The 23,640-nt window shown below is 39.1% G+C and carries 19 protein-coding genes; 11 read left to right on the plus strand and 8 right to left on the minus strand.

Translation table 11 applies throughout. The features are described from left to right. Nucleotides 1–117: 117 nt before the first annotated feature. The 3 genes from ABXG83_RS13780 to ABXG83_RS13790 all read left to right on the plus strand — a co-directional run bounded on the left by ABXG83_RS13780 (nucleotide 118) and on the right by ABXG83_RS13790 (nucleotide 3,905). Nucleotides 118–840, plus strand: a complete 723-nt coding sequence (locus tag ABXG83_RS13780; RefSeq protein WP_353549445.1) for a DUF1080 domain-containing protein — start codon at nucleotides 118–120, stop codon at nucleotides 838–840. 73 nt (nucleotides 841–913) lie between these two features. Further along, nucleotides 914–2,812, plus strand: coding sequence for a ribosomal protection-like ABC-F family protein (gene abc-f / locus ABXG83_RS13785; RefSeq protein ID WP_353549446.1), 1,899 nt, complete (start codon nucleotides 914–916; stop codon nucleotides 2,810–2,812). Between the two features lie 19 nt (nucleotides 2,813–2,831). After that, nucleotides 2,832–3,905 (plus strand): porin, encoded by a 1,074-nt coding sequence (locus ABXG83_RS13790; RefSeq protein ID WP_353549447.1) that lies wholly within the window; start codon nucleotides 2,832–2,834, stop codon nucleotides 3,903–3,905. Between the two features lie 6 nt (nucleotides 3,906–3,911). Here the strand turns inward: ABXG83_RS13790 and ABXG83_RS13795 are convergent, their stop codons facing one another. The 3 genes from ABXG83_RS13795 to mqnB form a co-directional block, all read right to left on the minus strand. Continuing rightward, the gene (locus ABXG83_RS13795; protein ID WP_353549448.1) at nucleotides 3,912–5,012 is read right to left on the minus strand and encodes a DNA alkylation repair protein; all 1,101 of its coding nucleotides are present in this window, start codon (nucleotides 5,010–5,012) and stop codon (nucleotides 3,912–3,914) included. Nucleotides 5,013–5,068: 56 nt separating this feature from the next. Beyond that, on the minus strand, nucleotides 5,069–5,905 hold the full coding sequence (locus tag ABXG83_RS13800; RefSeq protein WP_353549449.1) for a 1,4-dihydroxy-6-naphthoate synthase: 837 nt from the start codon (nucleotides 5,903–5,905) through the stop codon (nucleotides 5,069–5,071). A gap of 81 nt (nucleotides 5,906–5,986) precedes the next feature. Further along, complete coding sequence (gene mqnB, locus ABXG83_RS13805; protein WP_353549450.1) at nucleotides 5,987–6,655, minus strand: futalosine hydrolase; 669 nt, start codon at nucleotides 6,653–6,655, stop codon at nucleotides 5,987–5,989. A 180-nt stretch (nucleotides 6,656–6,835) separates the two neighbouring features. Here mqnB and ABXG83_RS13810 point away from each other — a divergent pair, with 180 nt between their 5' ends. From ABXG83_RS13810 to fabD, 5 genes are all read left to right on the plus strand, one after another. After that, a complete protein-coding gene (locus tag ABXG83_RS13810; protein WP_353549451.1) occupies nucleotides 6,836–7,243 on the plus strand; it encodes a 6-carboxytetrahydropterin synthase in 408 nt (135 codons plus the stop codon). A gap of 392 nt (nucleotides 7,244–7,635) precedes the next feature. Continuing rightward, nucleotides 7,636–8,091, plus strand: a complete 456-nt coding sequence (locus ABXG83_RS13815; RefSeq protein WP_353549452.1) for a 6-carboxytetrahydropterin synthase — start codon at nucleotides 7,636–7,638, stop codon at nucleotides 8,089–8,091. Continuing rightward, entirely contained in the window at nucleotides 8,054–8,773 is a 720-nt protein-coding gene (gene folE, locus ABXG83_RS13820) for a GTP cyclohydrolase I FolE (protein ID WP_353549453.1), read from the plus strand. Before ABXG83_RS13815 ends, folE begins: the two co-directional genes overlap by 38 nt. Nucleotides 8,774–8,886: 113 nt before the next feature. Continuing rightward, nucleotides 8,887–10,593 carry a hypothetical protein gene (locus ABXG83_RS13825; protein ID WP_353549454.1) on the plus strand — a complete coding sequence of 569 codons (1,707 nt, stop codon included), beginning with the start codon at nucleotides 8,887–8,889 and terminating at the stop codon, nucleotides 10,591–10,593. Between the two features lie 71 nt (nucleotides 10,594–10,664). Then, complete coding sequence (gene fabD, locus ABXG83_RS13830; protein WP_353549455.1) at nucleotides 10,665–11,558, plus strand: ACP S-malonyltransferase; 894 nt, start codon at nucleotides 10,665–10,667, stop codon at nucleotides 11,556–11,558. A 50-nt stretch (nucleotides 11,559–11,608) separates the two neighbouring features. Here fabD and ABXG83_RS13835 read toward each other — a convergent pair whose 3' ends face one another. Both ABXG83_RS13835 and ABXG83_RS13840 read right to left on the minus strand, forming a co-directional pair. After that, on the minus strand, nucleotides 11,609–12,058 hold the full coding sequence (locus ABXG83_RS13835) for a GNAT family N-acetyltransferase (protein WP_353549456.1): 450 nt from the start codon (nucleotides 12,056–12,058) through the stop codon (nucleotides 11,609–11,611). A gap of 16 nt (nucleotides 12,059–12,074) precedes the next feature. Then, a complete protein-coding gene (locus ABXG83_RS13840) occupies nucleotides 12,075–13,301 on the minus strand; it encodes an aminotransferase class I/II-fold pyridoxal phosphate-dependent enzyme (RefSeq protein ID WP_353549457.1) in 1,227 nt (408 codons plus the stop codon). Between the two features lie 53 nt (nucleotides 13,302–13,354). On the opposite strand from ABXG83_RS13840, the gene ABXG83_RS13845 reads away from it, so the two are divergent. Beyond that, nucleotides 13,355–13,843, plus strand: coding sequence for a DinB family protein (locus tag ABXG83_RS13845; RefSeq protein ID WP_353549458.1), 489 nt, complete (start codon nucleotides 13,355–13,357; stop codon nucleotides 13,841–13,843). A gap of 75 nt (nucleotides 13,844–13,918) precedes the next feature. Here the strand turns inward: ABXG83_RS13845 and ABXG83_RS13850 are convergent, their stop codons facing one another. Genes ABXG83_RS13850 through ABXG83_RS13860 form a run of 3 tightly spaced genes read right to left on the minus strand, consistent with a single transcriptional unit; the run spans nucleotide 13,919 to nucleotide 15,587 of the window. Continuing rightward, a complete protein-coding gene (locus ABXG83_RS13850; RefSeq protein ID WP_353549459.1) occupies nucleotides 13,919–14,917 on the minus strand; it encodes a beta-ketoacyl-ACP synthase III in 999 nt (332 codons plus the stop codon). Further along, nucleotides 14,910–15,335: a PIN domain-containing protein gene (locus tag ABXG83_RS13855; RefSeq protein WP_353549460.1), complete on the minus strand. Its 426-nt coding sequence runs from the start codon at nucleotides 15,333–15,335 to the stop codon at nucleotides 14,910–14,912. Before ABXG83_RS13855 ends, ABXG83_RS13850 begins: the two co-directional genes overlap by 8 nt. Beyond that, nucleotides 15,336–15,587, minus strand: coding sequence for a DUF6364 family protein (locus ABXG83_RS13860; RefSeq protein ID WP_322197143.1), 252 nt, complete (start codon nucleotides 15,585–15,587; stop codon nucleotides 15,336–15,338). It lies immediately after the preceding gene. Nucleotides 15,588–15,652: 65 nt separating this feature from the next. Here ABXG83_RS13860 and ruvA point away from each other — a divergent pair, with 65 nt between their 5' ends. Then, nucleotides 15,653–16,240 (plus strand): Holliday junction branch migration protein RuvA, encoded by a 588-nt coding sequence (gene ruvA / locus ABXG83_RS13865; RefSeq protein WP_353549461.1) that lies wholly within the window; start codon nucleotides 15,653–15,655, stop codon nucleotides 16,238–16,240. A gap of 116 nt (nucleotides 16,241–16,356) precedes the next feature. Then, the gene (gene sprA / locus ABXG83_RS13870) at nucleotides 16,357–23,613 is read left to right on the plus strand and encodes a cell surface protein SprA (RefSeq protein WP_353549462.1); all 7,257 of its coding nucleotides are present in this window, start codon (nucleotides 16,357–16,359) and stop codon (nucleotides 23,611–23,613) included. Nucleotides 23,614–23,640 lie beyond the last annotated feature (27 nt).

The raw sequence follows: 23,640 nt of genomic DNA on the forward strand, positions 1-23,640 counted from the left end.
GATAAGGATAGCAAATGGCTGATAGTCCATGGTCAATGGTATTCTTGTTTGAACTATTGATCTGTTGACTTTAAGTAAAATCTCCTATCTTCCAATCACCAAAACTAACTGTTGCGCATGTCAAACCATATGTTTTTACAGGCCTGTCTTATCGTGAGCGGTGGTGTCATTATCGGGGCTACTCCTAAAGAAAAAACCATCTTTACTACCATTGCAAGATCTGTTCAGAGAAATCAAAAAGATTGGACCAAGTTATTCAACGGGAACTCCTTAAAAGGCTGGCGTACTTATCAAAATAAGCCATCCGACTCATGGATGGTTCAAGATGGAGTCTTGTATTGTAAGGGAAATAAAAATGGGCAACATGCTGACCTGATCACAGAAGAACAATTCGAGAACTTTGAATTATCCCTTGAATGGAAAATTGCTCCGGGTGCTAACAGTGGTATCTTATACCTCGTATCAGAAAAATTCCCGGCCACCTATCATAGTGGTCCTGAATATCAGTTGATCGATGATAAAGGATTTCCCAGCAAACTGGAAGATTGGCAAAAAACAGGAGCCAATTATGCCATGAATATACCGGTTACTGATGCTACTCGTAGGGCGGGAGAGTGGAATACCACAAAGATCATCGTGAACCAGGGGCATGTTGAGCACTGGTTAAATGGCCAGAAGATCGTTGAATATCAGTTATGGGATGAAAACTGGAAAAAAAATAAAGCCAATGGCAAATGGAAGGATATGGATAGTTATGGTAGCGTAAAATCAGGTCATATTGCTTTACAAGATCATGGTGGAGAAGCTTGGTTCAGAGAGATCAAGATCAGAAAAATATAGAATAAGTAAAAAGTGAAAAGAGGTCAAACCACTCTTTTCACTTTTCACCTGCGCCTTTCGCTATCTTTGCTGCATGCACTATGTTTCAGTTGAGGGGCTTACGAAAAGTTATGGTATCAATCCCTTATTCAATAATATTTCCTTTCATATCAATGAGGGTGACAAAATCGCTTTGATTGCCCGTAATGGCGTTGGAAAATCCACTTTATTACGCATTCTTGCTGGACAAGAAACGGCAGATGAAGGTAAATGTTGGATCAACAAAGAAGTTACAGTTGCCTTATTTGAGCAGGAACCGGAGTTTGATGAATCTAAATCGGTACTTGAAAATATCTTTCACCTCGAGCATCCTATTATTACTACCATTCGCGCTTACGAAGCGGCTGCTGAATCTGAAGATGGAAATATTATTGCAGAAGCCATCACAAAAATGGATGAATTAGGCGCATGGGATTTTGAAGCAAAAGTCAAGCAGATACTTGGGAAACTCAATATCCATCATTTGCAAAATCCGGTAAAGGATCTTAGTGGTGGTCAAAGAAAAAGAGTAGCATTGGCTAAAACCCTTATTGATATTGGTTTTGAGCATAAGCATACTTTATTGATGATGGATGAACCTACCAACCATCTTGATGTTGAAATGATCGAGTGGTTAGAGCATTATCTCAATGGTGAGAATATTACCTTATTACTAGTTACGCATGACCGTTATTTCTTAGATGCTGTTTGTGACGAAATATGGGAGCTTGAACGTGAGAACATGTATGTTTATAAAGGTGACTATGAAAACTACATGGAAAAAAAAGCGGCACGACTTGAAAGTGAACAGGCTAGTATTGATAAAGCACGTAACCAATATCGTAAAGAGCTTGAGTGGATGCGCAAACAACCCAAGGCTCGTACCACAAAAAGTAAAAGCCGTCAGGATAATTTTTATGAAGTAGAAGCAAGGGCCAAACAAAAGATAGAAGAGGCTAAGTTGCAGTTAGAAGTTAAGATGAGTCGCTTGGGAGGTAAAGTGGTGGAGATGAAAAAAGTGTACAAGTCATACGGGGATCTTCCCATTCTAAAAGGGTTTGATTACACATTTAGCAAAGGAGAGCGTATTGGTGTCATCGGAAAAAATGGAGTGGGTAAATCTACCTTCCTCAATATGCTTCAAATGCTTGAACCTGCTGATAGTGGGAAGATCAATATTGGAGAAACTGTGGTATTTGGTAATTTCTCGCAGCAAGGTCTTCAGATCAAGGATAACATGCGGGTGATTGAATATGTGAAGACATTTGCAGAAAGTTTTCCCTTGGCAAAAGGGGGAAGCTTGAGTGCCGCTCAGTTTTTGGAGTTGTTCCTGTTTCCGCCGGATAAACAATATACTTATCTGTCTTCCTTAAGTGGAGGCGAAAAAAAGCGATTACAATTACTGACCATCTTATTTCGCAACCCCAATTTTTTAATTCTGGATGAACCCACCAATGATCTGGATCTTCCAACCTTAGCAGTTCTTGAAAATTTTCTGAGTGAATATCAGGGTTGTGTATTGATCGTATCACATGATCGATACTTTATGGACAGATTGGTCGATCATTTGTTTGTGTTTGAAGGAAAAGGAGAAGTGCGTGATTTTCCGGGTAATTATACACAGTATAGATTATGGATGAAGGAACAAGAGGAGAGAGAGGGTTTGATAGTTGACAGTAAACAGTCAAAAAACGAAAAGCAAGAAAATACGGAAGTAAAATCTGAGACAGTTCCTGTAAAAAAGAAGATGAGTTTTAAAGAGAAGCGTGAGTTCGAATCATTAGAAAAAGAACTGCCTGCACTTGAGGCAGAAAAAATAAAGATCACTGAACAGATGAGTAAGGGTGATCTTCCTTTTGAAGAGATTTCAAAACTTAGCGAGCGAATGATCACTATTACGCAAGAGCTCGAAGAAAAAGAATTACGCTGGCTTGAATTGAGTGAGATGGTATGAGGATCGATATACAAATGATATGTATCGTTTATTGAGTATAATATTATTGTTCTCTCTTACTGTTCAGGCACAGGAGGATAGTGTAAAATCAAAATTTACATGGGGTGCTTATGCAGAAGCTTTTTACAGCTACAATTTCAACAGGCCTCCCACTGAACAAAAGCTTCCTTTTCTTTACTCGTATAACCGATACCAGCAACTCTCAATGAATCTGTTGATGGGTAGGATGTCTTATCAATCAAAAAGATTTCGTTCGGCATTGGCCGTGGCTGCAGGTACTTATATGGATGATAATCTTGAGTCAGAGGACGCAGTTTGGGGGCAAGTATTTGAGGCATCTTTAGGTGTGAAGCTTATTAAAGAAAAACAACTCTGGCTTGATGCAGGAATATTCCCTTCGCATATTGGATTTGAATCTGCTATTGGTGCTGACCAATTAACACTTACAAGAAGTATGATGGCAGATAACTCGCCTTATTATGAATCAGGATTGAAACTGTCTTTTACTTCCTTGAATGAGAAATGGTATTTAGCAGTTCTATGTGTGAATGGATGGCAAAGAAGCATCCGATTTGGGGAAGGATTTAATCCTGCTTTTGGGCATCAGATTTCTTATAAGCCTACGACTTCACTTATGCTGAACAGTAGCTCTTTTATAGGAGATGATCGATATATTTTATTTAAGCGTAAGCGGTATTTTCATAATTTTTATGCTAATTGGAAGATCAATGATCGGTGGTCTTTGACAGGAGGATTTGATATCGGATGGGAGGAAAAACTAAATGACCCTTCTCGAATGGATACCTGGTATACTCCTGTTGCAATTGTAGGTTTTAATGTATCAGATCGTCATCGCATTGCCGGTAGAGTTGAGTATTACAGAGATGTAAATGGAGTGATCATTGATTATCCACAGCCTACCGGATTTCAAACAGCCGGATACTCTGTCAATTATGATTATTGGATCAGCAAGCGTTCTTGTTTTCGGATCGAAGCAAGAAAATTTAGTTCTGCTCAACCTATATTTATTGCGTCTAATGGAGTTGTTTCGAATAATTCTTTTCTCACTACTTCTTTATCCATTCGTTTGTAGAGCGGTCTAGATCAATTCAAATGAAAGTCTTTTACTTTCTGTACCATTTATGATGATTGAAAGCTCTTGGGTTCCTTTATAAAATACTCTTGTAGTGATCAATTTGAAACTTTGTCTTCTTACGACCAACCAGTTCTCTCCTCCCATAATATCACGTTCGGAGATCTTGAATACTTTTTTTGAAAGCGTGCCATTGTTTCGTAAATAATAAATAGCGTATTCCAGTCGCAGGTATTGTTTTTGTTTGCCAGTATTTAAGATGGTTGCTTCAAATTCAAGATAGTCGCCGATCTTTACTTTTTTGTTCCTGATACGGAATCCTTCGAGCGATATATGTTTAGCATCAAGCTGGTAATATTTCAGCACTTCCGGGTGAGCTGCTTTCAATAATGTTCTAAGACTGTGTTTGATTATCGCGTCGGTTTCGGAGCTTATATTCTTCCATTTTTTGGCGATATCAATGGCTATTTTGGGATTATCTTTTGAAATATCATTTAGATTATTTGCCACACTTCTTCTGACTACTTCACAACTATCCTGCTTCAAATTTTCAAGGATTGGAATAATGGGTGATGGATCTTTTTTTAGTTGGGGTAAAGCCATGGCCCATGGTAAACGTGGTCTGCATCCTTCTGTGGCAAGCCTCCGAACATGCCTGTTTTTATGAGTAGACCATTTGATCATTTGTGTGATCATTGTTTCCTCATAACGAATGATGAAATGTCTGACTGCAAATTCGCAGGTAATAAACTGCGTCATTTGTTCCATGGCCATTACAGATTCTTTGTAATGATCCAATCCATAGAGATAAATGTATTCAGGCAAAAAGAGATATTCGATGCTACTAGCTTTTGGCCCCTCTTTTTTAATAGCGTCAATAAGTTGTGTCAATAGAGGTGCGGCTTTTGTATAATCAGTGGGCAGAAAATCATGAAGCACATGCGCTGTGTGAGCTATCCTTTGTTTCAGCTCATATTGCTCAAATGCCGGGATGAAGATCTTTTTTAAAAATGATCGTTGATTGAAATCCGGTAATGTTTTCTTTAGCGGAATAGACAGTTGGTTGTAAAATGCAGTGGAATAAAGATCTTTCAACAAAGAGCTCATGAGCAGAATTTTACTGAAAGATGCGAGAATCTGAGAAAAAAATAAATAAAAAAGTATCAGCGGTCAGATAAGAAAACAGGAGCATTTGCTTGCTTAAGAAAATCGGGCTGTGCAATATTTAGTAACCGGGTAACAGCTTGTTTTCCCGTAATACCTAACTCGATCGAAAATTCATTGACATAAAGGTCAATATGCTGTCGCATCACTTCCTCGCTCATTTCTTGCGCATGGTCTCTGACATAGCTTGCAACCTGGGGGTAATTTGCAAATGCATACTCAACACTTTTTTTGATCAGTTGATTGACTTGTAAAGCAACAGAATCAATTAATCTGTTATGAGCAACAATTCCGCCAAGCGGAATAGGAACTCCGGTTTCTTGTTCCCAGTAATCACCGAGGTCAATGATCTTGTGTAATCCTTTTTGTTGGTACGTGAATCTGTTTTCATGGATGATCACACCTGCATCAACTTTGCCACTCAATACCAGGTCTTCAATTTCATGAAATACATGAAAACTTTTATTCTTCGCAGTTGGAAATGTCAATGAAAAAAGTAAATGAGCGGTAGTATTGATGCCGGGTATAGCGATCTTGGCATCATTGATATCTTCTGTACTCAAGTTTTCTTTACTTGTGATCAGAAGAGGTCCCACGCCTTTACCCAAAGCACCACCACTGTCTAACACTTTATACTGTTGTAAGACCAGGGGCAGTACACCATAGCTGATCTTAGAGATATCTAATTTTCCTTCGAGGGCCCATTGGTTCAAGGTTTGAACATCTTCCAACACCACATCGAAGGAGATATCACCTGTATCAATTTTACCATTGACCAGTGCATCAAAAATGAAAGTATCATTTGGACATGGAGAGAAACCGAGTGTAAGTTTCATGAAGCAAAGATAGTAAGTAGTGAATAGTGAATAGTCGGTAGTTCCGGAATGTGGTCATGCCCACTACTCACTGCTTTCTGCTCATTTAATTTTATAGAGCCTATCAACATATTTCACCAATGTATCATTCAATGATTCAATGGCTTCTTTCATTTTCCAGTTGGCTTTATTGCGTTCCCCAATATAATTAGAGATCGATCGGATCTGTATGAAGGGAATATTGGCTTCGCGACAAATAAAATGTAGGGCAGCACCTTCCATTGATTCGATCCCGGCGCCATATTTTTTTACGAGTTGATCAATTCTGGATGGGTTTGTTGTAATCTCATTAACCGTAACAGCTGTTACCTCTGGAAGTTTTAAGAGGTTGTAGGTATTGAGCCATGGATTAGGTAATTTTCTCTTCTCAAAAGGATGGTAATTACTTTTTTCGAGTTTCAGATCAAAAATATCTTTCCATTTACCATCTTCTTCCACTCCCATATCGCCGAGTATTTCTTCTTTAACGGTCACCACTTTGCCGAGTGCCATTTTCTTATCAAAACTACCTGCGATGCCGGCCTGAATGATCAGGTCAGGTTTTTCTTCCGAAACAAGTCGGGTCAAAGCAACGGCGCTTGCCAACATGCCTACACCTGATTGATGGAACCGTACTTTCAATCGCTGACTTTCACCCGTATACAGTGAGTTCATATTTAAAAAACCTGGCATCCATTCTCCTACAGTGGCGGCAGTGATAATGATTCGCATGAAAGCAATTTGTATTGATAATCGGATAATCATATAAAAATACTAAGGATTGGACTTAGTTCCTCATTTTGATTTTGTCCTTGGGTATTTGTAAATCAGCATGTTATGCATCTGGGGGGCTATAAATGCGAGGAGTTACAAATCAACTTCATTACCTTTGCCGAAATTTTTAGAGGAAGCATGGTGTATTTAACACGACAGGAACATTTTAACGCTGCCCATAAACTATATAATCCGCGCTGGTCAAAAGAACGGAACGAGGAGGTTTTTGGTGTTTGTGCCAATGAGAATTGGCATGGACATAACTATGATCTATATGTTACGATCAAAGGCAATCCTGATCCAGATACCGGATTTCTTTATGATGTAAAGAAGCTGAGTAAGCTGATCAAAGAGCATGTGGTAGATAAACTAGACCATAAAAACCTGAATCTGGATGTTGATTTCATGAAAGACCAGCTCTGCAGTACTGAGAATTTGGCCATCGCTATCTGGCAGCAATTGCAACCTCATCTGCCCCAACAGGTTCAGCTTCATTGTATTAAGTTGTATGAGACTCCCAGGATCTATGTGGAGTATTTTGGATAATGGCTTATAGCAAATCGGTCATGGCTTTTTGTGTCTTTGCCGGAAACCTTGAATTTAGCAATCAACCCCCTATTTTAAACTGTTTATACTTTCTTAGGTAGTTTCTAAACAAAATAACATCTGTGGTGTTATATTATCCGTATGTACCTTTGTATTCAGGATGTCGGACATACCTGAATGATAGGTAGGATATAAAATTGGTCGTGGAGGATGATCCACGGACTTAAAAGACATTCAAGCTCTGTTATTAATGTATAGGCTCTCGAACTGTCAGGCCACTTGATCAGCACACTTCTGAAACAGTGCCAGACCATTGATAACTGAACCACTTGATATCAAATAGTAAATGAACACCTGGGTTATTGCCGTTGAAGTGTGCGACGCAACGGAAGATGAACAGGTATCTGGTGCCGGGTTCAAAATGGCATAAAAAAATGGATAATAAAGTAGCAGTATACAGGAAGGAACATTTCAATGCGGCCCATCGTTTGCATAATGCAAATTGGTCTGCAGAAAAGAATAAGGAAGTCTTTGGGTTGTGCAATAATGCCAATTTTCATGGACACAATTATGAATTAATCGTAAAAGTTAGTGGAGTTCCGAACCCTGAGACAGGATATGTGTTGGATATGAAAGTGCTGAGTGACCTGATCAAAGAAGAAGTATTAAACAAATTCGATCATAAAAATTTAAATCTGGATACAGTTGAGTTTGCAACACTCAATCCTACTGCCGAAAATATCGCGGTAGTTATTTATCAATTGTTGCGTGCGAAGCTGGATAAGGAATTGGACTTAAAAATCAGATTGTATGAAACAGAACGAAACTTTGTTGAATATCCGGCTTAACGGAGATCAAATTGAATTGAGTGATATGCATATAGATGATATGGGAGATGATCATATCAGCACATCGGTAGACACTCCGATGCGTCCTGATGCATTTGAAAAAACAGATGAGCAAAAGATCGCTGATATCGAAGGACATTTTCGTGCGATCATGGAAACTTTAGGATTGGATCTTACAGATGACAGTTTGAAAGGAACACCTCGTCGCGTTGCGAAAATGTATGTGAAAGAAATATTTCAGGGACTGAATCCAGCCAATAAACCTGCGATTGCATTGTTTGACAATAAGTACAAGTACAATGAGATGCTGGTTGAAAAGAATATTTCTTTCTACAGTAATTGTGAACATCATTTTGTGCCGATCATCGGAAAAGCCCATGTTGCTTATATCAGCAATGGTAAAGTGATTGGTCTCAGTAAATTGAACAGACTGGTAGAGTATTTCGCTAAACGTCCTCAGGTACAGGAGCGTTTAACAATGCAGATCGGTAAAGAATTACAAAAAGACCTGGGAACAGAAGACGTTGCTATCGTAATTGACGCCAAACATTTGTGCGTAGCAAGTCGTGGTGTAGAAGATGATACATCATCAACGATTACAGCTTTTTATGGTGGAAAATTCAAAGAAGAAAAGACTAAAGAAGAATTTTTAAAATACCTGGAATTAAAAACAGAATTTTAATAAAACAAGAAAGCGAGATAAAGCAGCGAAAGCTGCTTTTTTTGTGCAAAATACCTTGTAATGAGTACTGATTAAAGCTGTATAAATGATACTTTTATAACAAATTCATCAGTATGCATAGTTCTATTTTGCGTTTGTTTTTAGTTTTTTTCGTGATGCTATCTGTTTATGAGATATCGGCGCAAACTACTGCTGAATATAATAAACAAGCAAAGACAGCTTATGATAAATCAGATTATGACGGTGTTATCAATGCGGCAACACTTTCATTAAACGTAAGTTTAAATGGGGAAGCTTATTGGTGGAGGGCTTTGGGATATAAGTATAAAAAGAATTATATATTGGCAATTAGTGACATAACCAAAGCTATCTCCTATTATTCCGGAACGAAATCTTCTTTAGCCAATTTATATTCTCTCAGAGCCGATATGAGATTTGAAATGAAGAACCATGATGAAGCTATTGATGATTATGAGATGGCTCTTTCATATGATGTCAGTGATAAAAAAAAGGTATATAAAAATCTGATCAAGTCCTATGAGGCTGTATCTGATCATGGCGCAGCAATACCTTATTATGATGAACTTCTTAAGGTCGAAACTAATACGACCATTCAATCTGAGTTATTTTACGGTAGAGCAATAGCTAAATCACAATACACTGATTACACACTTAAAGATATCATAAGTGATATTAACAAAGCCATTGAAAAGAACAGGCAGAATTCTGATGCTCTTTTTATCAGGGGTAGTTGGTATGTTGATGAAAAAAAATATGAATTAGCAAAAGCTGATTTTAGTGAGGTGATTCGAATTCTCGAAGGAAAATCAAAAACTAAAGAAGATACGATCAGATTAGGAACCTGTTATCTGGTACAAGGCTCTATTTTTCATGATGCAAAGGATTACGAGCAGGCAAAACAATACTATCAAAAAGTCTTACGCTATGATCCAAATAATGGTACTGTGTATTGGAACATGGGTAGATTAAAATCTGTAATCGACAAGAACTATGAGGGTGCATCAACCGATTACCGTACTGCTATAAAGTTCTTACATGAAAAATCAGATAGGGCTAAGTGTTATATAGATCTTTATTTGCATGAAAGGGCTTTTCTCCGTTTCAATAAAGCCATGGAAGCTATTGATGGTGCGATCGCAATATATCCTAACAATGGAAGTTATTATTGGGATAAGGGATATCTATATAAGATCAAAAAAGAGAATAGCGAGGCTTTGAAGAGTTACAATAAGGCATTGTCGCTGGGTATAGGTGATTCAAGTAGAAGAGCAGCTCTATATCTTGAAAGGGGCCAGCTCAAACTTTCTATTAATGATGCACAAGGAGCGTTGTCCGATATTCAAAATTCCATAGCACTGTGGCCAAGTTATGAGAATTACAAAACTTTAGGTGATGTGTTTAAGACAGGTATGAAGCAAATGGACCTCGCAGAAGGGAATTATCAAAAGGCGATGCGATACACTATTTCGGGAGTGCAAAATCAAGATACTTCATCTAACTATGCATACGCAGCTGCTGCAATGGGGGATAAGAGAACGGCAGAACGTTTTATAAAGAAAATGATCATTGATGCCAGCTCAAAAGTTGGAGCCCTGGCTAATGAATACCATAATGCCGCTTGTATTTATGCCACATTAGGTAACACTGTAAAAGCGTTGGAATATTTAGAGCTCTCCCTACAGGTTGGATACTCTGATTTTGAACATATGTTGCATGATGCAGATCTTGAGTCCTTATACAAATTACCTGAATACAAGAACTTATTGGTAAAGTATAGAGTACCTACACCCATTTATTAGTTGGGTTATGCAAAAATAAATTTGGGATATCATCAGGATTAGGTTTTTTTGCGTGTAATAAAATTAGCACTATGAACAAGCATGCTTATATATTCCCGGGACAAGGCTCTCAGTTTAGTGGAATGGGAAAGAATTTATATGAGTCAAATGCATCTGCAAAAAGACTTTTTGAAAATGCAAATGACATTCTCGGTTTCCGTATTAGTGATATCATGTTCAATGGTACTGATGAAGAATTGAAGCAAACCAATGTTACACAACCTGCAGTTTTTTTGCATTCTGTAGTTGCTTATAGAACCATTGAAAATCCTACCCCTCATATGGTAGCAGGACATTCATTGGGTGAATTCTCTGCTTTGGTTGCCAATCAGACTTTAAGTTTTGAAGATGCATTGAAGTTGGTGAGTATACGTGCCCAGGCCATGCAGAAAGCGTGCGAACTGGTTCCTTCAACCATGGCAGCAGTATTGGCATTGGATGATGCTAAAGTAGAAGAGATCTGTGCAGCTGTACAGCAAGAAACAGGTGAAGTTGTAGTAGCCGCAAATTATAATTGTCCGGGTCAATTGGTGATCAGTGGCTCTGTAAAAGGCATTGAAGTTGCTTGTGAAAGAATGAAAGCCGCTGGTGCAAAAAGAGCATTGGTATTGCCTGTTGGTGGCGCATTTCATAGTCCACTAATGGCTCCCGCACGCGAAGAACTGGCTGCGGCCATTGAAGCCACAACTTTTCATCAACCTATTTGTCCGGTCTATCAAAATGTTGCAGCTGCGGGTGTTACACAGCCTGAACTTATCAAACAAAATCTTATTGATCAATTGACAGGTGCTGTTAAGTGGACACAAAGTGTTCAAGCAATGGTTGCTGATGGCGCCACCAATTTTACAGAAGCCGGTCCCGGTAAAGTTTTACAAGGGTTGGTGCAGAAGATTTATAAAGAAGCTGTGGTAGAGGGAGTGAATTAGTGGGTAGACCATGGTTGATAGTCGATAGTCCATGGACCATGGTCTATGGACTATAAATCCAGAATCCCATTAACCCATTCAGGATCTAATGTGGCGTTGTATTTTTTATAGAAATTAATAGCTGGTTCATTCCATTCCAATACTTGCCATACCATACGTTTGAATCCTTTCTCTTTGGCTTCTTGAATTAAACGATCAAACAGTAATTTTCCTGCGCCTTGTCCGCGCAATCTTTCTGTGACGAGAAAGTCTTCGAGATACAAGCATTGTCCCTTCCACGTGCTATAACGAATATAATATAAAGCAAATCCTTCTATCTTCCCATCGAATTCAGCCACAAAGGCCCACCATACAGGGTTTTGTCCGAAACCACTTTCTTCGAAATGTTCAAGTGTAACGGTTACTTCTTCAGGCGCTTTTTCATACAATGCCAATTCATGGATAAGTTCCAAAAGTCGGGCACAGTCTTTTCTTTCTGCTCTTCTAATCGAGATGTTCATGATGTTTCGAATTGATTTATACTACTAAAGCCTGATCAAGATCGTTCAAAATATCTTCAATATTTTCAATACCAACGCTCATACGAATTAATCCGTCTGTAATTCCATATTTGATCCTTTCATCTCTTGGAATTCCAAAATGACTCATACTTGCAGGGTGAGAGACTAATGTATCAACGGTGCCTAATGAAATAGCACGAACGCACATTTGTAAACGATTAATAAATTTCTTCCCGGCTTCTAATCCGCCTTTTAATTCAAAGCTCATCACAGCGCCCGGTAGTCTCATTTGTTTTTTGCACAGTTCATAATCGGGATGTGATGCGAGTCCGGTAAAGTTGACTTGTGCAACTGCAGGATGTTTTACCAGAAATTCAGCAACAGCTTGTGCATTGGCACAGTGTCTTTCCATTCTGATCTCCAGTGTCTTCATGCCTTGTGTTAATAAAAAGGCATCAAATGGATTGCTATTGCCTCCTAATAAAACATGCCATTTCCAAACGGAGGTTCTCATTTTTTCCAGGTCCTTTCCTAAAAGAACCCCGCCGATAGCAGTGCCGTGTCCATTCAAAAATTTAGTGGTAGAGTGAAATACATAATCTACGCCATATTTAAAAGGTTGTTGTAGATAAGGTGTAGCAAATGTATTGTCGACGCTTACGATCAGGTTTTTTGTTTTAGCAATTTGAGTGACTGCTTCTATATCAACACACTGAATGGTAGGATTCGCAGGGGTTTCAATATGTACTAATTTTATCTGTGGATGTTTATTCAGTGCTTCTGTTACCAGATTCAGATCACGCATATCTACAATGATCACTTCAATACCCGTTGCTGCCAATACTTTGGTCATCAATTCTTGTGTACCGCCATACAATGAGTAATGAGAAAGGATTGCATCACCGGTTTTAAGATTACTCAGAAAGAGGGTAGACATTGCTGCTTGTCCACTGGCATGTAATAATGCTTTCAGTTGCAATGGCTGACCATTTTCATCTTTCAATCCAAATGCTTCCAAGGCTGCGATGGTTTCTTCAGCAGCTGTGAAAGTGGGGTTTCCCCAGCGGCTATATACCCTTGTTTTATCCGCACCCGCAAAACGGTCCATGCCATCTTCAGCGGTATCAAAAGTAAAAGTAGAAGTTGCGAAAATCGGTGTCAGATGCGCATCTTCGGCGTTTTTATGTCCGGCTGCATGCATCGCTGTTGAACTGATTCCTTTTAATGAAAATTTTTCAGACATTCTTTGTAAATTGAATGGATAATTAATTCCGTACCATCAAATGTAAGACGAAAATGAAGCAAATACTACTCTCTTACACGGCCTATGAAGGATGGGCCAATGAGCAGCTGCTGAATTTAGCAGTTCAGTTATCACCGGAAGAACAAAATCGCGAGATCGTGAGCAGTTTTTCTTCTCTGCACAAAACGTTTCTGCATATGTGGGATGCATCCAGTGCCTGGTGGCAACGTGTTCAGATGCACGAAAATATTGTGATGCCCAGTCTGACATTTCATCCGAGTATGAAAGATATCAGCAATGGGTTGTTGCATCAGAATCAACAATGGGAACAATTTGTGGAGCAAGCTACTGAAGAGATGTTGAATGCTTCCCTTCCTTATAAGAATATGAAAGGACAAAGTTTTTTACAGCCTTTATCAGATATTATTATGCATCTTACAAATCATGGTACGTATCATCGCGGACAGGTCACCACTATTCTGCGTCAGCTTGGTGTTGATAGAATACCGCAGACAGATTATATCGTGTTTAAGCGGAAATGAGTAGCAAGTGAAAACTGAAAGGTGAAAAGTGAGACGCAATCACTTTTCACCTTTCAATTATTATTGTTCACAACATTATTTCCCATCATATCCCCATTTCACCCAAGTTGCTCCCCAAGTGAAGCCTCCGCCAAAAGCGGCGAGGACGATATTGTCTCCTTTTTTCAATTGCTTTTCCCAATCCCATAAACAGAGGGGCAAGGTAGCAGCAGTGGTGTTACCATATTTCTGGATATTGATCATTACTTTTTCTTTGGGAAGTCCCATACGATTGGCAGTAGCGTCAATGATGCGAAGATTAGCTTGGTGTGGTACGAGCCATGAGATATCATCTCCGGTGAGTCCGTTTCTTTCTAATAGCTCAGCACTTACATCAGCCATCCCTTTTACTGCAAATTTGAAAACGGCTTGTCCTTCCTGGTATGCAAAATGTTCTCTAGCCATCACTGTTTCAACAGTTGCAGGTTTTACGGATCCACCTGCTTTCATATGTAAGTAGTGTCTGCCGCTTCCGTCACTTCGTAGAATGCTATCAAGTACACCAGAACCATCGGTAGCAGGTTCTAATAGGACAGCGCCGGCGCCATCTCCAAAAATGATACAGGTAGCACGATCGGTATAGTCGATGATGGCACTCATTTTATCTACACCTACTACGATCACTTTTTTAAATCTTCCGCTTTCAATGTACATGGCTCCGGTGGTCAATGCGTATAGAAAACCGCTACATGCAGCACTCATATCATAACCCCAAGCGTTGGTAGCGCCGATCTTATCGCAGATGATATTGGCTGTTGCCGGGAATACCATATCCGGCGTAACAGTAGCGCAAATGATACAATCGATATCGAGTGGACTCAGATTTTTTTTCTTGAGTATTTCAAGCACAGCCGGTACAGCCATATCACTACTGCCTTTTCCGGGCTCTTTCAAAATTCTTCTTTCTTCAATACCGGTACGTGTCCGGATCCACTCATCATTGGTGTCTACCATTTTCTCAAGATCGAAATTGGTGAGTTTGTCTTCGGGTACATATCCGCCTACTGCGGTAATGCTGGCTGTTATTTTATTCATGATAATTTTTAAATGCGTTTAAAAATTCTTTGGGAGACTGTATAAGTATTTGAGATGATTTGAAATCTTTTTTATCTCTTGTGATAATGGAATGTAAGCCTGTAATTGAAAGTGCAGAGGCCATTTGTATGGCATCTGCAAAGTCAGTAATTTCTGAATCAATCGCTTCCTCAATTATTCTATTATCGACTGTTACTGTTTTTAATAATCGATTAAGATCTCTTAAAATTCCTTTGGTTGTAGGCTTACCGGTAAATTTTTGAAGGAAATATCCTATCTGTGTATAACTAATCGCCGAAACAAATCCGTTTATATCTTTTTTGTAAAGAAGTTTAAATATTTCAATGGCATCCTCATCAAAAGGTGCTCTTTTAAGAAGGAAATCAAGTATGATATTTATATCAAGAAATACTTTCATTTAGCGATGCTTCTTCAAAATTTCTTCTTGAATAATTTCTTTATAATCCCTTTTATCATCTGTCTGTACGCAACCATGTAGCCTTTTTAAGAGTGGCGGGAGATCTTCTTCTGGACTTTTAGGTTGCTTTTTTCTTAATCCCCTTAAATATCCTTCAATGATTTTTGATAAGCTCTTGCCTGATTCACGGGCATATGCTTTAGCATCAGCTACAACCGCTTCATCAATCAATAAAGTCAATTTTGCTGACATACGTATAAATTTTCTACAAATGTACGTATAATCTGTAAGCTTTTACCCTTATTTTTGATAGCAATATGATCGCATTTGTCAGAGGTAAATTTGCCGTTAAAACACCTGCAAGATTGGTGGTGGATGTGAATGGAGTAGGTTATGATCTTCAAATTAGCCTGAACACTTATGCCGCCATTGCCAATGCTGAAAGTGGACAATTACACACTTATTTACATATTACTGAAAATGCACAAACATTGTTCGGATTTGCCGATATTGCAGAAAAGGAACTATTCCTGCAATTGATCAGTGTGTCAGGTGTAGGTGCAGCTACGGCCAGAATGATGTTGTCTGGAATGAAACCAGATGAAATTATCAGGGCGATCGTTCAAGGGAATACAAAGCAACTGGAAGGAATTAAAGGAATCGGAAAAAAATCTGCTGAAAGGTTGATTGTTGAACTGAGGGATAAATTGGGTAAACAATCTTTGGAATCACCATTATCCGGTGGTATCATTATGAATACACCTGATACTGATGCTGTTCAAGCCCTGGTTGCTTTAGGAATTGGAAGACCCCAGGCAGAACAAGCTATTAAAAAAACCATGTCAATCATACCTGCAGATGCTTCACTGGAACTGATCATCAAACAGGCACTTAAAAATCTATAGTCTATCGGTTACACCTCTACTTAAACAAGTGCACTGCTTTGCGTTTATTGTCCTTATTTACTTTTCTATTGCTGCTATTGAGCCATGCTCCCGCATCAGCTCAGCAACAAGATAGTTTGCGCTATCCCATTAGCGACAGAAGGGGCGACGCATTCAGTCAACAAAGCAGGAATCCTTTTGATTTAAGAGATACAGCGCTTATCAAACGTTCGATTGAATACGATCCCAAGACAAGACAGTACATCATTGTAGAGAAAATCGGAAATCGATATTACAGAACGCCCACCAATATGAGTTTTGAGGAGTTCTGGCGTATGCAGGCAAGAGAACAAGAAAGGGCCTATTTCAAAAAAAGGGCCGATGCCCTTACCTTATTGAACAAAAAAGTAGCTCGTCCAAAACACGAAGTATACACTAGTTTATTCGATCGCATATTCGGATTGAATGATGCAGTGAACCGATTTGCCGGTGATATCAAGAATAACATCAATGATGTACGTAGCGCAGCTAATGATCTGAATGCACTCAATAAACTGAAGATCGATATTCGTCCAACAGGCGATGTCAATATTTTAGCCGGATACCAAGGTCAAAATATCAAGAATCCAACACTACCGGAAAGAGCGCGAAAAAATGGTGGTTTTGATTTTGATATGAATGCCAACCTGAATGTAAATGCCAATATTGGGAATAAACTAAAGTTTCCGATCAACTACAATACACTCTCGAATCTGAACTTTGATAATCAGTTGAAATTGGATTACAAAGGAATGGATGATGAATTGATCAAGAGTATTGAAGCGGGTAATATTTCCTTTCAATCAAGGGGAACATTAATACCCAGCGCGCAGAATCTTTTTGGTATCAAGACGCAATTACAATTCGGAAAACTTTTTGTAACAGGTGCATTGGCAAATCAGCGGTCTAGTAGACAATCAGTTGCTTTACAAGGGGGCGCTGCTACGCAGAATTTTCAAAAGCGATTGGATGATTATGAAGAGAACCGACATTTCTTATTGGGACAGTACTTCAAGGATAACTACAATAAAACTATGGCTAATCTGCCTGTTGTAAACTCTCAGGTTCAGATACAAAGAATTGAAGTATGGGTAACGAATAGAACAGGTGCTACAACGGAAGCGCGTGACATTGTTGGTTTAATGGATTTAGGTGAAGCAAGACCTTATAATCCTGCTGTATCATCACAAACCAATAACCCACTTCCATTTAACGGAGCCAATAATTTATATCCTTCTTTAGCCGGAGATCCCAATACCAGGAATCCATCTTTCATTAATACATTATTGCTATCAAAAGGATTAAGACCTGTTGATGATTATGAAAAAACTTTTGCACGAAAATTAGCTGCCACTGAATACACGTTTAATCCGCAAGTAGGTTTTATTTCTATCAATACCCAATTACAGCCTGATGAAGTATTGGCAGTTGCTTTTCAGTACACTTACAATGGAAGGGTATATCAAGTCGGTGAATTTTCTCAGGATGTAGCTTTGGATTCAACAGGTGGTGTACAAAAAGTGTTATTTCTTAAATTATTAAAAGCTACTTCACAAAGAATTCAATTACCAATATGGGATTGGATGATGAAAAACGTATACTCTTTGGATGTATTCGGAGGTATACAACGAGAAGATTTCAAACTTAACGTGTTGTATGAAGAACCAAGTGGTGGTTTAAAAAGATATTTGCCTGAAACATCTCCTGCTGTTGGCGGTCAGCCTTTATTGAGGATCCTGAATCTGGATCGATTGAATAATCGCAATGATCCCCAGCCCGATGGTGTATTTGATTTCATAGATAATTTCACCGTCTTACCTCAAACAGGAAAAATTATTTTCCCGGTATTAGAGCCTTTTGGTCGAGATCTTGATACGCTTGCATTTTCGGGGCTACCGGCATCGGTTAAAAATAAATACGTGTATTATGCTTTGTATGATTCTATCAAAGCAATCGCTCAAACCTATGCCAATTTGAATCGTTTTGTGATGCAAGGACAGGTGAAAGGCAACAGTAGCGGATCAGAGATCTACCTCAATACATTCAATATTCCACAAGGATCTGTTACGGTGACTGCGGGTGGACAAATTCTGAAAGAAGGAGCCGATTATACTGTTGATTATAATTTAGGTACTGTAAGGATTTTGAACGCAGGTATTTTAAACTCGAATGTTCCGGTGAATGTATCCTTCGAGAACAATGCAGGGTTTGGAATGCAACAAAGAGGGTTCAGTGGATTACGATTGGATTATATCGCCAGTAAAAAACTTAGTCTGGGTGCTACTTCCGTACGATTAGGTGAAAGACCTTTCTTTACCAAAATGGCGTATGGTGATGACCCGATCCGTAATACCATGTACGGACTTGATTTCAGTTATCAATCTGAATTACCGGGTTTGACCAGATTATTGAACAAACTTCCTTTTTATTCTACCAAAGCAACTTCAGCGATCAATGCATATGGTGAAGCAGCTTTCTTGAAACCCGGACACCCGCCTCAAATCGGCAGAGGAGAACAAGGGTTGATCTTTATTGATGATTTTGAAGGAACAAGAACCAGTATCGATCTGCGTTTCCCATTTGTTGCGTGGACATTGGCATCAACACCGCAAGGCAATGCAAAGTTTCCTGAGGCGACACTGACAGATTCTATTGATTATAACTTTAATCGAGCCAAACTTGCGTGGTATAATATCGAACCCAATTTGCAGGATAAAAACAGCAGTAATAATCCGTTGAGAAGAAATCTCACGGAGTTGAGTGATCCACGAGTAAGACAAGTATTTACCAATGAATTATTTCCGCAGCGAACGACCAATATCACAGATGTACAAGCTGCAACTTTTGATCTGGCATTTTATCCGACAGAAAAAGGTCCTTATAATTTTGAAACAAGACCTAGCGAGTTTACTGCAAATGGTCGTTTGACAAAACCGGGAAATCGTTGGGGTGGTATTATGCGTGCTATTGATCAAACTGATTTTGAAACAGGGAATATTGAATTCTTTGAGATATGGATGCAGGACCCATTCATCTTGAATCCCACTAGTAGAGGGGGAAAGTTTTTCCTGAATCTGGGAAATGTGAGTGAAGATGTTTTAAAAGATGGAAAACGTTTTTATGAAAATGGATTGAATACGCCGAATATTCCTGCAGCGGTTGATAGTACGAATACATGGGGTAAGACTCCAGTGAATCCTATTCAGATCACACAAGCATTCAGTAATGATCCTAATGACAGACCTTTTCAGGATGTGGGTTTTGATGGATTGGATGATGATGCAGAACGGAGAAAGAAAGGATATATCCTGAACAGAATTGCTCAGAATTTTGGTACCTCTTCCCCAGCTTTCATACAAGCACAAGCGGATCTGGCACGTGATAATTACAAATGGTTTCGGGATAATTCATTTGATCAATTAGGTACAGGTATTTTAGGTCGTTATAAAAATCACAATAACCCACAAGGAAACTCGCCTGTAGCGGTAACGGGTGGTGGACAATTTACTCCTGCTGCAACTTTGTATCCTGACAATGAAGACCTGAATCGTGATAATACATTGAATGAAACAGAAGCTTATTATGAATATGAAGTGAATCTGCGTCCGGGTATGGATGTAGGGATCACTCCTTATATCACTGATAAGAGAAGAGTTACTGTGAATGCAGCAGATGGTACAACTAAAACGGAGGACTGGTTTTTATTCCGAATTCCTATTCGTGGGTTCTCCAGAAAAGTAGGTAGTATTGCCGATTTCAAATCCATACGTTTTGCGAGATTATACCTTACTGATTTTGAAGATTCAGTAGTGATACGTATGGCTAGAATGGATCTGGTACGTAATCAGTGGAGACAATTCAGTTTTAACTTAGATACAACCGGATCTTATACACCGATCAATAATATTGCAGGTACTACTTTTAATACCCTTGCTGTTAACCTGGAAGAAAATAGTAGCAGAAGACCGGTGAATTATATCATGCCTCCGGGTGTAGAACGTGTTCAGTTATTAAGTAACAACGGTGTGAATCTTCAGCAGAATGAACAAGCGATGAGCTTGCAGGTACGTAATCTTATCACCGGTGATGCAAGAGCTGTTTTCAAAACATTGAATCTGGATATCAGACAATATGGTAATCTCTCCATGTATTTGCATGCGGAGTCTGTTCCGGGTCAACGTCCATTACAAGATGATGAGTTGTATGCCGTGGTTCGTATCGGGCAAGATTTCTTGAATAACTATTATGAGATCAAAGTTCCTTTGAAAGTAACAGCTCCGGGTACTTATCCTCGCGGACAAGAAGAAAGAGTTTGGCCGGCTGCCAATGATCTGAATGTGAGTCTTCGTGATCTGATCGATCTTAAGCTTCGCAGGAATGAAAGAGGAGGAACAGTTACCAATATTTATCGGGAACGTTTCGGAAATAAAATTTATTCGATTCGGGGTAATCCGAACTTAGGAGAAGTGAGAGGAATTTTAGTAGGGGTAGAAAACCCTTATCGTCCTGACGGACCCATGCTTAGTTCTGAAGTATGGGTGAATGAATTGCGATTGTCTGATCTGGATGAGCGTGGTGGTTGGGCTGCATTAGGAAGAGTGGATCTATTGTTGGCAGATCTGGGAACCATGTCTGTTTCAGCCAATACCCGCTCACAAGGTTTTGGTACCATTGAACAACGCGTCAATGAGCGAGCACGTGATAATCTTATGCAGTTTGATATTGCCGCAAATATTGATGCGGGTAAATTATTACCAAAGAAAGCGAGATTCTCACTTCCGGTTTACGCTAGTATCAATCGAACCATACTCACACCTGAGTATGATCCTTTTGACAGAGATGTACGCTATAAAGAAAAGCTGAATAATAGTTTACCCAACCAGCGGGATTCCATTCGCAAAGCAGCAGTAGATCAAACAACGATCCGGACACTCAATTTCACCAATGCAAGATTCCTGCCGGGAGCTAAGCAGGGGTTATTGAGTTTGAGCAATTTTGATTTCAACTATTCATTCACTGAAACGGAACAGACAAGTCCTGTTATTGACCAGAATAAAGTAACCAGACATCGCGGTGGATTCGGGTATACTTATAATGCACAAAGCAATTATATTGAACCATTCAAGAAGATTCTCAAATCTAATTCTCCATGGTTTGCATTGGTGAAAGATTTTAATTTCAATCTTAAGCCTTCTTTCCTGAGTTTCAGAACGGATATTCAGAGACAATTTGGTCAGTTCATACCCCGCATCGTCAATACATTCGATAGTAAGGTAGAAAGAGTGGATACCACTTATGATAAATACTTTACGTTCGATCGTTTTTATAACCTGCGTTGGGATTTGAGTCGCTCTCTTAATCTGGATTTCTCTGCAGTGAACAATGCTCGTGTTGATGAACCATTTGGAAGAATTGATACAAAAGAAAAAAAGGATTCTGTCAGAAAGAATTTCTTTAACGGCGGAAGAAATACCCTGTACACACAAAAAGCAATACTTACTTACACGCTGCCGCTCAATAAGTTCCCAATGACCGATTGGATAACGGCTAGGTATGGTTATACGGCAAGTTATAATTGGATCGGGGCGAGCCGATTGGCGTATAATTTAGGTAATACATTAGAGAACGCACAGGAAAATAATTTCACTGCTCAGTTCAATTTCGCCAGCTTGTATGCTAAATCAAGATGGATGCGAGCTTTGGATAATGTGCCTCCTCCAAAACAAAAAGGAGATACGACCAAGAATAAAAAGGCGCCTTCCAATTTATTAGGCTCAACACTTTTACCAAAATCTGTTGCCTTGCAAGGTTTATTTGGTAAGGACAGAAAAGAAGCGCTTAAAAAATGGAAAGCTCAGCGTAGAGACGAGCGTATTGCACAAAGATTGTTACGTGCTAATCAATTACCGGAATTGAGTGGCTTGGAGAGAGCAGGAGGTAAATTGTTGACGATGCTGAAAAATGTGTCGCTTAATTATTCCGCTAATTATAAAAGCAGATTGCCGGGTTATATGGATAGTACCCGATTCATTGGTCAGAACTTCAACAGCATGGCACCAGGGCTTGACTATGTCTTTGGTAAACAACCGGACACAGCCTGGTTGAATAAAAAAGCTGCACAAGGGTTATTATCGAGAGATACAACTTTCAATTTCTTGTTCCGCCAAAGTTTTGAACAGCGATTTAATATTACTGCACAATTGGAACCTGTCCGTGAATTGATCATTGACCTGAATCTTGAAAAAACATTTACCAAAGACTATTCTGAATTATTCAAGGATACTTTGGGTACAGGTAAATTCAGTCACTTAAATCCGTTGGCAACGGGTGGCTTTAGTGTGTCCTATGTAGCTTTCAATACGCTATTCGGGAAATTCAATCCCAATGAGATATCAACCACTTTTAAAACTTTTGAAAATAACCGATTGGTAGTTTCAAAACGAGTTGCTGAAGCAAACCCATACTGGCAGGCACTTCCTGCGGGTCAGAAATTTACCGCTGACGGATATGCAACAGGTTATGGAAGGTATTCTCAGGATGTATTGATCCCATCCTTCCTGGCTGCTTATACTGGGAAAGATCCTAATTCGGTTTCTCTGATCAAACAATCCAATCCGAATATTTCCGCCAATCCATTCAGTGGTATTTTGCCAAAACCAAACTGGAGACTGACCTATACGGGGTTGAGTAAATTACCTTCTTTACAAAAGATATTCAACAACATCACATTCACACACGGGTACAAGGGTAACTTGAGTATGAATAGTTTCAATAGTGCATTGTTGTATACTGATCCATTCAGATTGGGTGGTCCGGCATTTATTGATACAGTAAGCGGAAACTTCATTCCTTACTTCTTAGTTCCCAATATTACCATGCAGGAAAGCTTTGAACCTTTGATCGGAGTGGATATTACTACCAATGATCAAATGAATCTGAAGTTCACATATGGTAAGGGCAGGAGATTGAGTTTGAGTCTGGTGGATTTTCAATTGAGTGAAACAAGGAATACTGACTGGACTTTTGGTTTTAGTTGGAGAAAGCGTGGGGTGAATCTTCCATTTAAATTACCGGGTGGAAAAGCGAAAAAACTGGAAAATGATCTGACTTTGAAAGTGGATATTGGAATGCGAGATGAATCATTGACCAATAGTAGATTGGATCAGGCGAATGCGTATGGTACAGGTGGACAAAAAGAGATCACAATTCAACCATCAATTGATTATATCATCAATAATAGAGTTAACATTCGTTTCTTCTTCGATCAGCGTAGAGTAACTCCCTATATTTCTACGTCAGCGCCAAGCGTAAATACCCGTGCCGGCGTGAGTGTGCGCGTTTCATTAGCACAGTAGGAATGTAAAACAGGAGAATAAAAATGT

Origin of the sequence: Sediminibacterium sp. KACHI17 (assembly GCF_040362915.1) — a bacterium.
Classification (GTDB): Bacteria; Bacteroidota; Bacteroidia; order Chitinophagales; family Chitinophagaceae; genus Sediminibacterium.